This window comes from Streptomyces sp. NPDC058231, assembly GCF_042882275.1.
Taxonomy (GTDB): domain Bacteria; phylum Actinomycetota; class Actinomycetes; order Streptomycetales; family Streptomycetaceae; genus Streptomyces.
Window position 1 is genome coordinate 22056 of sequence record NZ_JBHVWN010000073.1, and the last position, 15764, is coordinate 37819.

At 70.7% G+C, this 15764-nt stretch carries 12 protein-coding genes; 6 read left to right on the top strand and 6 right to left on the bottom strand.

What is annotated here, in order from left to right; all coding sequences use genetic code 11:
- Positions 1–1146, bottom strand: a complete 1146-nt coding sequence (locus tag ACFVXE_RS32205; RefSeq protein WP_389676541.1) for a winged helix DNA-binding domain-containing protein — start codon at positions 1144–1146, stop codon at positions 1–3.
- 253 nt (positions 1147–1399) lie between these two features.
- Here ACFVXE_RS32205 and ACFVXE_RS32210 point away from each other — a divergent pair, with 253 nt between their 5' ends.
- The 4 genes from ACFVXE_RS32210 (at position 1400) to ACFVXE_RS32225 (ending at position 5051) form a co-directional block, all read left to right on the top strand.
- Positions 1400–1684, top strand: a complete 285-nt coding sequence (locus ACFVXE_RS32210; RefSeq protein ID WP_389676542.1) for a hypothetical protein — start codon at positions 1400–1402, stop codon at positions 1682–1684.
- Between the two features lie 150 nt (positions 1685–1834).
- The gene (locus ACFVXE_RS32215; RefSeq protein ID WP_389676544.1) at positions 1835–3172 is read left to right on the top strand and encodes a gluconate:H+ symporter; all 1338 of its coding nucleotides are present in this window, start codon (positions 1835–1837) and stop codon (positions 3170–3172) included.
- Positions 3173–3216: 44 nt separating this feature from the next.
- Positions 3217–4545: an enolase C-terminal domain-like protein gene (locus tag ACFVXE_RS32220; protein WP_389676545.1), complete on the top strand. Its 1329-nt coding sequence runs from the start codon at positions 3217–3219 to the stop codon at positions 4543–4545.
- A 185-nt stretch (positions 4546–4730) separates the two neighbouring features.
- Positions 4731–5051, top strand: coding sequence for a hypothetical protein (locus ACFVXE_RS32225; protein WP_389676546.1), 321 nt, complete (start codon positions 4731–4733; stop codon positions 5049–5051).
- 69 nt (positions 5052–5120) lie between these two features.
- Here the strand turns inward: ACFVXE_RS32225 and ACFVXE_RS32230 are convergent, their stop codons facing one another.
- The 3 genes from ACFVXE_RS32230 to ACFVXE_RS32240 all read right to left on the bottom strand — a co-directional run bounded on the left by ACFVXE_RS32230 (position 5121) and on the right by ACFVXE_RS32240 (position 8871).
- Positions 5121–7643, bottom strand: coding sequence for a SpoIIE family protein phosphatase (locus ACFVXE_RS32230; RefSeq protein WP_389676548.1), 2523 nt, complete (start codon positions 7641–7643; stop codon positions 5121–5123).
- Positions 7644–7896: 253 nt separating this feature from the next.
- Positions 7897–8517 carry an L-threonylcarbamoyladenylate synthase gene (locus ACFVXE_RS32235; RefSeq protein ID WP_389676549.1) on the bottom strand — a complete coding sequence of 207 codons (621 nt, stop codon included), beginning with the start codon at positions 8515–8517 and terminating at the stop codon, positions 7897–7899.
- Positions 8518–8664: 147 nt separating this feature from the next.
- On the bottom strand, positions 8665–8871 hold the full coding sequence (locus ACFVXE_RS32240; protein ID WP_389676551.1) for a DUF5988 family protein: 207 nt from the start codon (positions 8869–8871) through the stop codon (positions 8665–8667).
- A gap of 539 nt (positions 8872–9410) precedes the next feature.
- Here ACFVXE_RS32240 and ACFVXE_RS32245 point away from each other — a divergent pair.
- Together ACFVXE_RS32245 and ACFVXE_RS32250 are read left to right on the top strand one after the other, a co-directional pair.
- Positions 9411–10814: a sulfatase gene (locus ACFVXE_RS32245; RefSeq protein WP_389676552.1), complete on the top strand. Its 1404-nt coding sequence runs from the start codon at positions 9411–9413 to the stop codon at positions 10812–10814.
- A gap of 118 nt (positions 10815–10932) precedes the next feature.
- The gene (locus tag ACFVXE_RS32250) at positions 10933–11898 is read left to right on the top strand and encodes a formylglycine-generating enzyme family protein (RefSeq protein ID WP_389676554.1); all 966 of its coding nucleotides are present in this window, start codon (positions 10933–10935) and stop codon (positions 11896–11898) included.
- Positions 11899–11925: 27 nt separating this feature from the next.
- Here ACFVXE_RS32250 and ACFVXE_RS32255 read toward each other — a convergent pair whose 3' ends face one another.
- Both ACFVXE_RS32255 and ACFVXE_RS32260 read right to left on the bottom strand, forming a co-directional pair.
- A complete protein-coding gene (locus ACFVXE_RS32255; RefSeq protein WP_389676556.1) occupies positions 11926–14067 on the bottom strand; it encodes a SpoIIE family protein phosphatase in 2142 nt (713 codons plus the stop codon).
- A gap of 627 nt (positions 14068–14694) precedes the next feature.
- Positions 14695–15729, bottom strand: coding sequence for an N-acetylglucosamine kinase (locus ACFVXE_RS32260; protein ID WP_389676558.1), 1035 nt, complete (start codon positions 15727–15729; stop codon positions 14695–14697).
- Between the last annotated feature and the right edge of the window lie 35 nt (positions 15730–15764).

Here is a 15764-nt window from a genome sequence, read left to right on the forward strand (position 1 = left end):
TCACAGCAGCTTCGGCAGCAGTCGCACCTCGGCCTCGGGAAGCTTGGTCCACCAGTGCCGGTAGCGGCTGTAGACCTCCGGCTCCCGGTCGGCGAGGAGCGCCGTCAAGGACCGGGCCTCCGCCGCGAGTCCGTCCCAGACGGCAGGCGGGAGGGGGTGGAAGGCGGTGGCCTCGATGCCGCCCTCCACCGGCCGCCACACACCGGCGACATATCCGTCCACCAGCAGGGTGGGCAGCACGTCACCGTTGTTCCGGATGACCAGAGGGCGGTAGGCCGGGGGTATCACCCGGCTGCGGTCGGCGTAGGCCAGCAGAACGCCGTCCCACATCGCCATGAGCCGGGGTGGGGCGGGGAGGTCCGCGGACGGCCGACAGGCACCCGCGAGGTCGAACACCACGACGCCGTCCGGGCCCTGGAGCTGTTCCACGGCGCCTTCCAGAGCGCGCAGGGCGTCCCGGACGGGTGCCCGCTGCACCATGGCGAACTGCGCCACGTCCGCCACCGACGCCGGCCCGAAACCTGCCAGATAGCGCAGGATCAACGCCCGCAGCGCCTCCGGTTCGACTGCCCGCCCTGTCGGCGCCGGGCCGGTCCCGGCCGCGACGAAGGACGGCCGGACACCGAACGACCACGGTGCGCCCGCCGGGGCGTGATGCAGCGGCGCGTACGCCCTCAGCCCCCACCACGCCCCGTCCCTCCGCTCCGCGCCGAGCCGCTCCTCGACCCAGGCCTGCATCTCGGCCGCGCTCCGCGGCCGGCCGGCGAAGGCCAGCAGCTCCGGCACCAGCGTCTCGGCATCCGCGGGCCTCAGCCCCGTGGCGGCGAACCGATGACCGAGCCGGGAGCCGTACAGCGTCGGCTGCATCGCCGCACGGAAGACCTGGTAGTCGTCGGTGTGCACGGCGTGCAGGGTGATCCGCATCAAGGTCGCCTTGACCACGGAGCGCCGCGAGAAGGCGTCGTCCAACTCGGCGGGAGCGAAGCCGGCCAGCCGGTTCCAGAGCGCGACATACGGTGAGGCCGGGTGTTGCGCCTGGAGCGCGACCACGCGCCTCATCCCGTCGAGGACGGTCAACGGCTCCCGTGCGGAAAGCAGTTGGCGACTGAGGGTGGCCCGGTTGAGTTCGCGCGCGGTGATCTTCACACCGCAGGATTCTGCCGTGACCGCCGTGCGTCCGCCACGGCTCTGCGGGCGGTGCTCGGCGCCGGCCACGCCCTGCCGCTCACCGGCATGACCGCCGGCTTCACTTCGCGGCTGTCCGGCCCTCCGGGAGGCGGCTCGTCGAAAATCCATGGCAGCGGACCCATTGACCTGCTTTGTTCACAGATCTAGCCTCCATTCTCATACGTGGACGCAGTTGGCATGAAGTCGGGGCTGAAAGGCGGCAGGGTTCAGCATGGAGACCGAGAGGGCGGCACAGAGGCTGCGTGCCGGTACGCCCGGTCACGCGCCGGACTTCCCTCTCGCCGGCTTCCGCAAGGACCGTACCCGCGATCCGCGGATCCACCGGGCCCCGCTTCACGGCCGGCCCGCGGCGCCGACGGCCGAGGCCGTCACCGGACCGCGCGGTCTCCGCGCCCGCCCGGTGCGCGCGCCACTGACCGGCCCCGCCCCGATCGGCCCGGGAACGCCCCTCGACGACGGCCCGAGCCCGGTCGGAGCCGTACGAAGACCTGTCTGACGACCGCCGCACGACCCGTCCGACGCACCCGCGCCCCCGCGGGGACCCCAAGCGGACGCCCGTCGTGATTGCACGCGGCCCGGACGGGATCCGGGCCGTCCCCCCACATGCGCTCCGGCCATCCGACCCACAGTTCAAAGGGGAACTGCCTTGCCTCTCGTCGTAGTCGGAATCAGCGTTCTGATTCTGCTGCTGCTCATGACCAAGCTGAGGCTGAACGGCTTCGCCGCCCTCCTCCTGGTGGCGGTCGGTGTCGGTGTCGTCCAGGGGATCGCGCTGGAGAAGATCCCGGACGTCCTCGCGGAGGGCATCGGCGGCCAGATCGGCGACACGATGCTCACCATCGGGCTCGGCGCCATGGTCGGCCGTGTCATGGGGGATTCGGGCGCCGCCCAACGCATCGCCGGCAAGCTCCTCGACGCCTTCGGCCCCCGCTGGGTCCAACTGGCCATGGTGGTCACCTCTATGCTCATAGGCGTGACCATGTTCTACGAGGTCGCCTTCATCATCATCGTGCCGATCGCGTTCACCCTGGTGAGGGTCACCGGGGCCAAGCTGCTCCAGGTCGGGCTGCCGATGTCGATCGCCCTGTCCACCATGCACAGCTTCCTGCCGCCGCACCCCGGCCCCACCTCCGTCGCGGGAACCTTTCACGCGTCCATCGGGCTGACGCTGTTCTACGGCCTGTTCATCGCCGTCCCGGTCGGCGCGCTCATCTCGCTCGCGTGGCCGCGGCTGCCGTTCGTCCGGGCGATGAACCCGGACGTCCCCAAGGGCCTGGTCAGCGATCGGGAGTTCACCGACGAGGAGATGCCCGGCCTCGGCTGGTCGCTGTCCGTGGCGCTCTTCCCCGTCGTCCTGATCGCCGGCGCCGCCGTGACCGACCTGGTCACGTCCGCCGACACCCCGCTCCTCCACCTGGTCGCCTTCATCGGCTCGGCACCGATCGCGCTCCTGCTGACCCTCCTCCTGGCGGTCTGGGCATTCGGCCCGCGGATCGGCCGCGGCCTCGCGGATGTCAGCGCATCCTGCAGCTCGGCCGCGCAGGCGATGGCGATGATCCTCCTGGTGATCGGAGCGGGCGGCGCGTTCAAGAACGTGCTCGTCGAGGGCGGGATCTCCGACTACATCAAGGGCGCCACGGACAGCTGGCCCATCTCGCCGATCCTGCTCGCCTGGCTCATCGCGGTCATCCTCCGCGTGGCACTCGGCTCGGCGACGGTCGCCGTCGTCACCGCCGCCGGTGTGGTGCTGCCGCTCCTGGCGGGCAGCGGGACCCACCCCGAGATGATGGTGCTCGCCGTGACCTGCGGCTCGATCGCCTTCTCCCACGTCAACGATCCCGGATTCTGGCTTTTCAAGGAGTACTTCAATCTCTCGGTCATCGACGCGATCAAGGTCCGTACCACCTATACGACGGTGCTCGCGGTCCTCGGCCTGGGCGGTGTCCTGGCCGCCGAGTGGGTCCTCGACGTCCTCAACCTCTGATCACTTCGCCCGCGTCACCCCCGTACACAAGGATTCTGATGAACATGAGCCAGCCGACCGTCACCGCGTTCTCCGTCTACCCGGTGGCCGGACGGGACTGCATGGAGCTGAACCTCTCCGGCGCCCACGGCCCCTACTTCACCCGCAACGTGGTGGTCCTCCAGGACTCCGAGGGGCGGACCGGACTGGGGGAGGTACCGGGCGGAGAGAAGATCACGCAGACGCTGCGGGACGCCGAATCCCTCGTGCTCGGAGCGAAGTTGGGGGACTACAAGCGAGTCCTGCGCGAGATCGGGGACAGGTTCGCGGGACGCGACTTCGGTGGCCGCGGTGACCAGACCTTCGACCTGCGGACGACGGTGCACGCCGTCACCGCCGTGGAGTCAGCGCTCCTCGACCTGCTGGGGCAGCACCTCGACCTGCCCGTCGCGGCCCTGCTCGGTGACGGGCAGCAACGCGACTCCGTACGGGTGCTCGGCTACCTCTTCTACGTAGGTGACCCCGACCGGACCGATCTGGAGTACGCCCGCGAGTCCGGCTCGCCCGTCGACTGGTACCGCGTCCGGCACGAGGAGGCCCTGACACCGGAGGCGATCGTGCGTCAGGCCGAGGCCACCTACGAGCTCTACGGCTTCCGGGACTTCAAGCTCAAGGGCGGTGTCCTGGAGGGCGCCGAGGAGGTCAAGGCCGTACGCGCCCTCAAGGACCGCTTCCCCGAGGCCCGGATCACCCTCGACCCGAACGGCGCGTGGTCGCTGAGCGAGGCGATCGAACTCTGCCGTCCGCTGGTCGGCACGCTCGCCTACGCCGAGGACCCCTGCGGCGCCGAGGACGGCTACAGCGGACGGGAGATCCTGGCTGAATTCCGCCGCGCCACGGGCCTCCCGACCGCGACCAACATGGTCGCCACGGACTGGCGGCAGCTGACCCATGCGCTGGCCCTGCAGTCGGTGTCCATCCCTCTGGCAGACCCGCACTTCTGGACCATGCAGGGGTCGGTCCGCGTCGCTCAGCTCTGTCATGAGATGGGCCTGACCTGGGGCTGTCACTCCAACAACCACTTCGACATCTCGCTCGCCATGGTGACCCACTGCGGTGCCGCGGCCCCCGGCGAGTACAACGCCCTCGACACCCACTGGATCTGGCAGGAAGGCCTGGAGCGGCTCACCACCGCCCCGCCGCGCATCGTCGACGGCGAGATCGCCGTGCCCGACTCCCCGGGCCTCGGGGTTCAGCTCGACATGGACCGGCTCCTCGCGGCCCACGACCTCTACCGGCAGAAGGCGCTGGACGCGCGTGACGACGCCGTCGGCATGCGGTACCTCGTTCCCGACTGGAAGTTCGACGGAAAGCGGCCCTGCCTGGTGCGTTAGGTGATCGATTCCAAGGGGCTGCCCAGGGACACCGGGGGCGTGGGGCCAGGGGCCTCGTCCTGTTCATGCTTCGGCAGCACCTCGTCCGCCCTCTTCCACGGTGGTGTGGCGCAGGACACGGGAACGGCGATTCGAAGGATGAGGCCGTCGTCAGGACGATCGGCGACCTGCTGGGCAGTGTGATCATGCCGCCCGCGACCGCCTCCGCCCTGTACAAGGCTGTCGCCAGGATTCCCGGCATCACCTGGATCCCCGACGCCGCCGACGCGGCCGGACGCCACGGCATCGGCATCACCCACAGGGACGCCGGTTCCGCGACCCGGTCCGTGTTGATCTTCAACAAGGAGACTCTCAGCTACATCGGCTCGCAGGCGTACTTCATCGACCACAAGGCCGAGGCCGACGCCAGGGGTACTGCGAGCGACGTACTGTTCGGCATCGACGCCGTCATGGAACGCGGGGTCGTCGACCGGTACGGCGAGGTACCCGCGAAGACCGCCGGCTGACTCCGGCCTGTGGACGGGCTCCATGCGGAGCCGATCGCCGGTCTTGCGGCACGGGAGCCCGGACGGAGGTCATGCGGCCCGGGCTCCCGGGCGGACGGCGTCGGGCGCGGGGAAGTCCGCCGGGTGCTCCGGTATCTCCTGCTCCGTCCAAATGATCTTGCCGTCGCCTACGTACCGGGTTCCCCAGCGCCGGGTGAGCTGAGCGACGAGGAAGAGACCTCGACCGCCCTCGTCCGTGGTCCTGGCATGCCTCAGGCGCGGCGAGGTGCTGCTCTCGTCCGAGACCTCGCAGGTCAGGGAAGTCTGGCGCAGAAGCCGTATCCGTATCGGCCCGGCGGCGTACCGGATCGCATTGGTCACCAACTCGCTGACGATGAGCTCGGTCATCATCGTCAGTTCCTCCAGACCCCACGCACGGAGCTGTTCCGCGGTCCGCGCGCGGGCGCCGGCCACCGCGGCCGGGTCGGCTGCGACGTCCCACGAGACGACGTGGTCGGCGCTGAGCGCGTGGGTCCGCGCCAGCAGCAGAGCGACGTCGTCGGGCTGGGGTACGGGGAGGAGCTTCTCGACCACGGATGCGCACAGCGCCTCCAGCGGCTCGCCGTGCCGGGCCAGCGTGCGGCCGAGGAGCGACATCCCCTGTTCGACGTCCCGGTCGGAACCCCCGGTCAGCCCGTTGGTGTACAGGCCGAGCAGGCTGCCTTCGGGCAGCGCGATCTCCATGGCCTCGAAGGGAAGTCCGCCCAGCCCCAGGGGCGGACCCGCGGGCAGTTCGGGAAAGCTGACCTCTCCGTCGGGGGTGACGACGGCGGGCGGCGGATGTCCGGCACGCGCCATCGTGCACCGCTGCGCGACCGGGTCGTAGACGACGTACAGGCAGGTGGCGCCGACCACGTTCGCGACGGTCGTGGCGTCATCGGGCTGCTCCTCGCTCAGCCGGATCACCAGGTCGTCCAGGTGGGCCATCAGTTCATCGGGGGGAAGGTCCATGTCGGCGAGCGTGTGCACCGCGGTACGGAGCCGTCCCATGGCCGCGGCGGCCGCCATCCCGTGCCCGACCACGTCGCCGACCACCAGGGCGACCCGCGCCCCGGAAAGCGGGATGACGTCGAACCAGTCACCGCCCACTCCGTCCTTCGCGTCCGCCGGAAGGTAGGCGGATACCACGTCCACGGCCATTCCGCCCGTCAGCGTGTGCGGGAGCAGACTGCGCTGAAGGGTGAGCGCCGCATTGTGCTCCCGGGTGTAGCGCCTGGCGTTGTCCACGCACACGGCCGCCCGTGCCACCAGTTCGCGGGCCAGCAGGACGTCGTCCGGTTCGAACGGGGTCAGATTCACGGAACGGATGAAGGTGGTCAGGCCCAGCACGGTGTCCCGCGCCCTCATGGGTACGGAAATGAGGGAGTGGAGCCCGAACTCACGGACCTTCGCTGCTCGGGCGGGCTGCTCGGTCTCCCACGCGTGGTCGAAGGGGTCGAGGACCGGGATGAGGACCGGATCACCGCCGATGAGGTAACGCAGGTCGTGCGGTGGGGGCGCGAACCCCACCCGGTCCCCGACACGGGCCACGGCCTCCGGACAGCCCTCGCGCACCGACCTCAGACCCGCACGTCGCATCATCGGCTCGATTATCGCCGGCCCCCCGGCGGACAGCGGGGTCCTGGGCCCCTCGTTGCCGAGGGCCGGTTCCAGCAGGTCCACGATCACGAAGTCGGCGAAGCGGGGCACGGCGAAATCCGCCAGTTCCTGGGCCGTCCGCATCACATCGAGGGTGCTGCCGAGACGGGCTCCGGCCTCGTTGATCATCGACAGGCGCTGCTGGGCGTTCCACCGGTCGGTCACGTCCAGAACCATGTAGCAGACACCCGTGACGGAGTCGTCCAGGTCGACCAGCGGGAAGAACGAGGCGGAGTAGGCGTGCCGGTGGTGTGGATCGGCCCAGCTCCAGCCCGTGTACTCGTAGTCGCTGACCGGGATTCTGGTGTGCAGGACGCCGCGCATCACGGTCTCGATCGCGTCGGTCTGCAGACCCGGCAGTATGTCCGTCATCCGCAGCCCCATCCGCTGTTCCCGTGTGACGCCGCCGATGCGTTCCAGGGTGTCGTTCACCCAGACGTAGCGCAGTTGCCGGTCCAGCACCGCCATGCCCAGCGGCGAGCGGGTCAGGAATCCGTCGAGGACGGATTCCCCCATCGCCCACTGTGGACTCCGCTCCCGCCCGGAGAGCAGAAAACACTCCCTGCCGTCGAGGTGGAACGGGGCCGAGACCTGCACGACCGTGTCGACCGGCCGCCCGTCGCGGTGCCGAACGGCGATCGGACCGTTCCACGACCTGCCCGCGCGGCAGCGTTCGGCGATGCCGGCCGCCGCCCGGCCCGGGTCCCCGGGCATCGCCAGCAGGTGACCTGCGGAGCGGCCGACCACTTCCGCGGCGGAGTACCCGAGGAGCTCCTCCGCGGCCCGGGTCCAGCTGAGTACCGTTCCCTGCCCGGTGACGACGGCCGTCGCGTCGCCGGGCACCGTGAACGAGCCCCGCGGCCCGCCCGGCGGCTCGTCGGGGCGGGGGTCGGACTGCCGGCGCGCGGATGCCATGTCCGGTCACCACCCATCCCTCACACCTCCCATGGTCCCGCTTTCCACGGAAGGCGCGCGGGCATGGCTCGGAAGTGACCTGTGCGGGGGGTGACGGTTGCGGGAACAACAACGGGCCGCGCCAGGGCATCCCGGGCTCACCGAGCCGCGCCGCCGGTCGCCGTAAGCCGCGTGAAGCCGGGGCCGGGCGAACGACGGTCGCGCCGGACTCCGGCCGGTCCCCGCCCGGCACACGGCGGTCCCGTCGGAAGGGCTACTCGAAGCGCGCGGTGTCGCCCGCTCCCCGGCGTACGATCGTCGCCTCGCCGTCGGAGAAGTCGATGACCGTGGTCGGTTCGGTGCCGCAGTCGCCGGAGTCGACCACCGCGTCCACCACGTGATCGAGCCGCTCCTTGATCTCCCAACCCTGCGTCATCGGCTCACTCTCGTCGGGCAGCAGCAGGGTGCTGGAGAGCAGCGGTTCACCGAGCTCGGCGACCAGGGCCTGAGCGACGGCATGGTCGGGAATACGGACTCCGACCGTCTTCTTCTTCGGGTGCAGCAGCTGGCGCGGCACCTCCTTCGTCGCCGGGAGGATGAAGGTGTACCTGCCGGGCGTGGCCGCCTTGATGGCGCGGAACACGTCGTTGTCGACGTGTACGAACTGGCCCAGCTGTGCGAAGTCCTGACACACGAGGGTGAAGTGGTGACGGTCGTCGAGGTTACGGATCGACCGGATCCGGCCGATCCCGTCACGGTTGCCGAGCTGGCATCCCAGCGCGTAGCAGGAGTCCGTCGGGTACGCGACGAGCGCACCGGAACGGATGCTCGCGGCCACGGTGCTGATCGTGCGCCGCTGAGGGTTGTCGGGATGCACGTCGAAGTAGTTCGCCATCAGCCGAGCCTATGCGATCGGCGCAGCCCGGGCCGGAGCCGGTCACCGACCAGGGAGAAGACGCCTCGGACGGTGGCCTCGCGGGGCCGGCACACCGCCGGCCGCCGCTCGTACGGAGCAGGCCCGGCCCCTCCATCGGAGTGGTGCCTACCCCGGCATCTCCGTCCGTTCCCACCACTCGTAGACGGGCAATCGGCCCTCGGCGGTCTCCTGCTGGCGGCTCGTGACCTTGAAGTGCTCGTACCCTCCACGGAACGGAATCTTGAGGTCGGGCCCGGGCGTGGTGAGGGAGACGGTCCGCTCGGGAAGATCGTCGGGGCCGCCCTCGAGGACAGCCTTCGTCGCGTCGGTCATGCCGAGAGTTTCCCCGCAGAGTCGTCCGGCTTCTCCGAGACGCGCCGACATGCCCGCCGAAGCGGCGAAAAGCCCGCTCACTGCCTCCCGTGCCGCGCAAGGCCGTCAGCCCAGTGCGGACGCGCCCTTGCCGGGCGCGCCGGCGGAGAGCCGTCCGCCGCCACCTGCCTGCAAAAGGGGCAACCGAGGTAACTCGTCGGTCCGGCCCCACATTTCACACTCCGTACATTGAACGGGTCGTTCCGCTGCCCCTACTCTCGCGGCATGGCAGCAGACATCGCGCTCGCTGCTCGCCGGCACGTCGATTTCGGGCGGCTGGCGAGTTCACTCTGTAGCGTCGCCCGGGTGTGACCGCCGCGATCGGAATCCGCTCGTCGATCCACGACCCGGCCGACTCGCGCCCACCCCTGCCGCGGGACTCCCCGCCTCCCGCCATTCGGTAACAGCATCCGCCATCGCACTGCGAATTTTCCGGAATTCCTCCGTGCCGTTCTCCGGACCGGCGCGCCCCCACCGCAGGAAAGCAGGAGGGCACACCGATGAGTGATCGAGACAAGTCGCACGTCAGCCGCAGAGGGTTTCTCGCCGGTACGGCCGCAGCCGCGGCCACGGCCGCCGTACCTGCGGTCGCCCGGACGGCGACGGCCGCGCCCGCACCGGCGGCAGGCCGCCCGAACATTCTGCTGATCGTCACCGACGACCAGCCCAAGCACACCGACTGGGCCATCGGGAAGACCATCGACTGGATCGCCGGCCAGGGCGTGAAATTCACCAACGGCCATGTCACCACCCCGCTTTGCGCGCCCTCACGCTCCTCGGTCTTCTCCGGCCGCTACGCACACAACCACGGCGTGCGGAACAACGCGGCCGCGTACTCGCTGGACCAGAACACCACCGTGCAGCGCTATCTGAAGCAGGCCGGCTACCGCACCGGGCTGTTCGGCAAATACCTCAATGCCTGGAACCTCGCCGACAGCCCGCCGCATTTCGAGGACTTCGCGCTGCTCCAGCCCGCGTACGTGAACGCCCGATGGAACGTCAACGGCACGGTCGGGACGATCGACGGGTACACCACCGGCATCGTCAAGGACCGGACGCTCGACTTCCTCGACAAGGCCGCCACCGACGCCCGTCCCTGGTTCGCCTACGTCACCCCGTACGCCTCGCACGGACCCCGTACACCCGAGGCCAAGTACGCCGGCATCGCGGTGCCGGAGTGGAACGGCCGCCCCTCGGTGCCCGAGGCCGACCGGAGCGACAAGCCGCCGTACATCCGGAACGCCGTCGGCACGCCGGACGACGGCCGGCGGATCCGCGCGGAGCAGCTGCGGACCCTCCTCTCCGTCGACGACGCGGTCCAGGCGTTCAAGGACAAGCTGACGGCCCTCGGCCAGCTGGACAACACCCTCGTCATCTACATCGGTGACAACGGCTTCGGCTGGGCCGACCACGGATGGACGGCGAAGTCGGTGCCCTACAGTCCGGCCCACGAGGTGCCGTTCTACCTCTCCTGGCCGGCCGGTGGCCTGGGTACCGGCACGGTCGACAGCCGGATCGTCGCCAACATCGACATCGCGCCGACCATTCTCGACGCCGCCGGGATCGTCCCCGACACGCCGCAGGACGGCAGGTCGCTGCTCACCTCGTACAGTCGCGACCACCTGCTCGTCGAATGGTGGAAGCAGGGCACCGGCACGGGGGACCACAACACCTGGGCGTCCTACGTCGGCAAGGACAAGCAGTACGTCGAGTACTACGCCCTGCACACCGACGCCGACGGCACGGTCTCCGGCACCGGTCAGGTGAAGTTCCGGGAGTACTACGACCTGGTCGAGGACCCGTTCCAGCTCACCAACAAGCTCTACGGAGCGACACCGGCGGACGAACAGAACCTGGGCATCCCCGCCCTGGCCGCCGGGCTCGCCGCCGACCGCTCCGGCTGAGGCCGCCCCGCGAGCCGCGGCGGGCACGCGGCATCAGCCACGGCGCACCACCCGGCCGGGCACCGGCGGGTGCCCGGCCGTACCGACCGAACCGACGACCTCCACGGAGTCACCAGTCATGACCGCCCCGCCCCCCTCCTGTTGTACACCCGGCCACGGCACCCAGGCCGGCACGGTACGGATCGACGCCCCCGCCCGGCCCTCATCGGCGCCCCGTGTCCTGCGGCAGCTCATCGATCTGCCGGGCGGGCGGTTCCTCATGGGCACCGAGGACACGGACGGATTCCCGGCCGACGGCGAGGGCCCGGTCCGGGAGGTGGAGGTCGCCGCCTTCCGGATCGCTCCCACGACGGTGACCAACGCCCAGTTCGCCACTTTCGTCAAAGCGACCGGTCATGTCACCGAAGCCGAACACTTCGGCTCCTCGTTCGTCTTCACCGGCCTGCTCCCGGACGAACTCGCCCGCACCGCCAGGCCGGTGGCGGAGGTGCCGTGGTGGCAAGCGGTGACCGGCGCCACCTGGAAGCACCCCGAGGGGCCGGGGTCGACCATCGGGTCCCGGCAGAACCACCCCGTCGTCCATGTCTCCTGGAACGACGCGCAGGCCTACTGCGCCTGGTCCGGCACCAGGCTGCCCACCGAGGCCGAGTGGGAGTACGCGGCCCGCGGCGGCCTGGAGCAGCGACGCTACCCGTGGGGCGACGAACTGGCCCCGGACGCACGCCGGATGCTCAACATCTGGCAGGGAGTCTTCCCCACCGCGCACACCGGCGCCCACCTCGGAACCGTGCCGGTGAAGTCGTACCGCCCCAACGGCTACGGACTCCACAACACCGTCGGAAACGTGTGGGAGTGGTGCTCCGACTGGTTCAGTGCGGACTTCCACCGATCGAACCCCCGCTCGGACCCGACGGGTCCGCCCACGGGTTCGGCCCGGGTGATGCGGGGTGGTTCCTATCTGTGCCACGACTCCTACTGCAACCGTTACCGCGTCGCCGCCCGCAGCTCCAACACCCCGGACAGCTCGACATCCAACACCGGCTTCCGGGTGGCGGCCCGGAATGCGGATCGGGGCGGGGCGTGACAGGCGGCGGTTCCTGGACCGCTGCGCCTACACTTCCGCCGACCGGCCGGTCGGCCGTGGTGCTGTTCCCGGCGGGCTCAGGGCCAGTTCGGCCCAGATGGTCTTGCCGCGGCGGGAGGGGCGTACCCCCCAGCGCTGGGTCAGCTGGGCGGTGATGAACAGGCCGCGTCCGCCCTCGTCGGTGTCGAGCGCGCGGCGCAGCTGCGGGGCGGTGCTGCTGTCGTCGGTGACTTCGCAGATCATTGCGCGATCACGGACGAGCCGGACCTCGATGGGACCCTCCGCGTAGCGGACAGCGTTGGTGACCAGCTCGCTGACGACGAGCGCGGTGCTGTCGGCGAGGTCGTCGGTCACCTCCCAGTCGGTGAGCCGAGCGGCCACCAGCCTCCTTGCCCTGGAGACCACTTCCGCATGGTTGGGAAGGGTCCAGGAGGCCGTGTGACCGGCGCCGAGTGTCCGGGTGCGGGCCAGGAGGAGGTAGGCGTCCTGGCGCGGTTGAGCGGGCGCGATGGCATCGACGATCGCGTCGCAGCATGCCTGAAGCGAGACCGGGAGCCCGGCCGCGATGCGTCGCAGCCGTTCCAGCGGCAGGAGCGGGGAGTGGCGGTCGTCGCCGAGCAGCGCGGTGTTGTACAGCAGCAAGGTGGTGCCTTCGGGGATGACGCGCTCGACGACGGTGTACTCCGCCATGCCTTGTCCGAGCGCGGGGCCCCGCCGGACGTCGAAGATCTCGACCACGCCGCCCTCGTGCAGGAGGACGGGCGCGGGGTGTCCGGCGCTGGCCACGGTGCACAGGCGCGACACGGGGTCGTAGACCGCGTACAGGCAGGTCGCGGTCGGGGTCCGGTCGGGGCCGCCCCCGTTCGCACCGTCATGGGAGCAGGCCTCAGGCCCGACGGCGAGGTCGTGGAGGCGTTCCAGGATCTCGTCGGGCGGCAGGTCGAGGTCGGAGAGCGCGGCGATCGCGGCACGGAGCTCACCCATTGCGGCCGCGGCGTTGGTGAGCTGCCCGGTGGCGTCACCCGAGATGAGGGCGACCCGGGCCCCGGACAGTGGCAGGACGTCGAACCAGCCACCGCCGGCTCCCGCGGGCAGCGACTTGTGCGCGATCTCCACGGCCGACGGAACCAATGCTTCGGACTGGCGGATTCCGCGCTGCAGGATCCTCGCCACCGCATGCTCGCGCCTGTAGAGGCGGGCGTTGTCGAGGCACAGTGCGGCATGCGAGGTCAGTTGCTCGGCAAGTGCCAGGTCATCGCGGTTGAAGCGGACCGGATTGTGCCAGCGGTAGAAGCAGGCCAGGCCGAGGACCACCCCGCGGGCCCGCATCGGCGCGATGATCATGGAGTGGACGCCGACAGCCAGAATCCGTGCGTGGCGCTTGTGCCCGGGATCCAGCCAGGCGGCGTCCGGCCGCAGATGGCGAATGATCTGAGGCGCCGCCCTTGCCAGCGCCTGTCGGTGGGGTGTGCCGACAGGGTAGGTGCTGACTTCCCCGACCACAGGGAAACCCTGGCGCCCGCCACCTGCGACGGAGCGGAAACCAGCACGCCGCAGGGCGGCATGCTGTACGTCCGCGTGGGGGACGGGTGCCTGGCCGCGTAGCACGGAGTCGAGCACATCCACGGCGACGGTGTCGGCCAGTTCCGGGACGGTCAGTGCGCAGAACTCCCCGGCGGTGCGGAACACGTCAAGGGTCGTTCCGACAGAGGCGGCGCCCCGGTTGAGCAGCTGCAGCCTTGCCTCGGCTCCTGCTCTCCGTGTGATGTCGGTGAGAGCGACCGCTACGCCCAGCACCGTCCCGTCCGCATCCTGAAGCCGGAAGAGCGCCGCCGACACGACGGCCGCAACCCTCGGATCCACGCGGCTCCGTACGTGAAGGCGCAGGTCGACGGTGGGCCTGTCGGTTTCGAGTTCGTCGCGGATGGCACGCTCGAGGATTTCGGACTCGGTCACGTCGAAGGCCCCGAGCACCTCATCGAGGGGTCTGCCCATCATCGGTTCGAGGGGGAACAGGTCACTGAGGCCGGCGGCGGTATTGACCCGGACGAGTCTCAGGTCCGGGTCGAACACATGTAGCCCCACCGGCAACTGGGAGAACACCGCGTTCACGACGGCTTCGTCCAGGCGCCCCCCGCCCACGCTTCCCGCACCGTGGTCGTTGCTCACGAAGGCCCCTTTCCGAGCGGGGACGAGACGGTACCGGGACCTGCGCGGTCGGAACGCCGAGCCGGCCGTCGGCCCACCGCCCGGGTGCCTCGGCGCCGCGGTCGGACTCGGTGGCCGGCCCGCTGCGCCTGCTCCCTGTCGTGTCCGCCCGTCGACCCGGGCCTGCCGCCGAGGGCGGCAGGGGGCGGGACGCCCGAAGGAGCGTCCGTGCGGCGCGGCGCACGTGCAACGCGGAGCCCGCGGGTGGTCGCCGGTCACGGCTGCCACGATGGCACATGGCGGATCGGAGTGCTCCTTTTCCGTGACCGCCGATCCGCGGGGAACGGGCGCGCCGACCCATGGGCGGGCGATCCCGGTCCCCGCGGTCCGAATCTCCCGGCCACGACCCGGATGGAGCAGCCATGGTGGTGGGCGCACCGGATCCCGGCGAGCGTGGGACCGGACCGATGCTGCGGGGCCGTCCCTCGTCCCACCGGAAGGACACGGCCGTGAACATTCACCGACAAAGCGCCGGGGACGGACAGCCGACGCCGACCGGGGTGTGCGAGGGCACCGCCCGTTTCGACGACACCCGCGACCGGGAGGGCGAGCGACACGGATTCCTCGGGATGCCGGAGGACACCGGGATCAAGGTCGAGGACGGCCGTCCGGTAGGGGATCGCACGGATCGGCGCCTCGGCCGCTGGTGCCGTAGTGCGCCCGGGCGCGGGCATGGGCCTGCGGTTCCGCGCCCAGCGCGTCGAGCCCCAGCAGCACGGAGCCCAGCACGGGTCGCTCGGCCACCACGCGGACGACGGCCCCCGGGGCCTGCTGCGCAAGCAGGGAACGAATGCGGCCGTCCAGTTGCGGGTGGCGGGCGGCCAGCACACTGCCGCCCAACAGCACGGGCACCTCTTCCGTGAGCAGTCCGAGTCGGGAGAGGGCGACGGCGGCCATGGCGACGACCTCGTCGGCCATCCGGTCCACCAGGGAGCGGGCGACCGGATCACCCTGGGCGGCCGTCGCGAACAGCACCGGTGTCAGCTCGTGCTGCCGCTGCGCCGTGATGCGTTCCAGATGCAGAGCCTCGATCAGCGCGTACATGGACGGCAGCCCGAAGTGTTCGGGCAGGGCGCTCATCAGGGCGGTGGGCTCGCCGCGGCCGTCCTCGGCGCGCGCCGCGTGCCACAGGGCCTCCTCGGCCAGCCCTCTGCCGCCGCCCCAGTCGCCGGAGATGCGGCCGATGGCGGGGAAACGGGCGGTGCGACCGTCGGGCAGCAGACCCGCGCAGTTGATGCCCGCGCCGCACACGACGGCTACTCCTCGTGGCTCGGCGTCCTCCAGGAGGCCGGCGCGCAGCACCGCGAAGGTGTCGTTGCGTACGTCGACACTCCGGGCCCAGCCGCGGCGCCGGATCGCCTCCTCCAACTGCTTCTCCTCCACCGGGAGATCGGCGTTGGCCAGGCAGGCGGAGACGTGGGTGCTGGTGGTGACACCCGCCGACCTCAGCGCCTCCTCGGCCGCCTTGGCGAGGACGTCGACAGCCGCTTCGACACCCGCCCGGGACGGCTGGAAGCCGCCGCCCCGGGCCGTGCCGAGGACGGTGCCGTCGCCGGCGGCCACGGCGACGTCGGTTTTGCTGTTGCCGGCGTCGATGGCGAGGACGGTGGCGTTCACGCCCACGCGAGGTGCTCCCGGTTGTGTGCGATCAGTTTGTC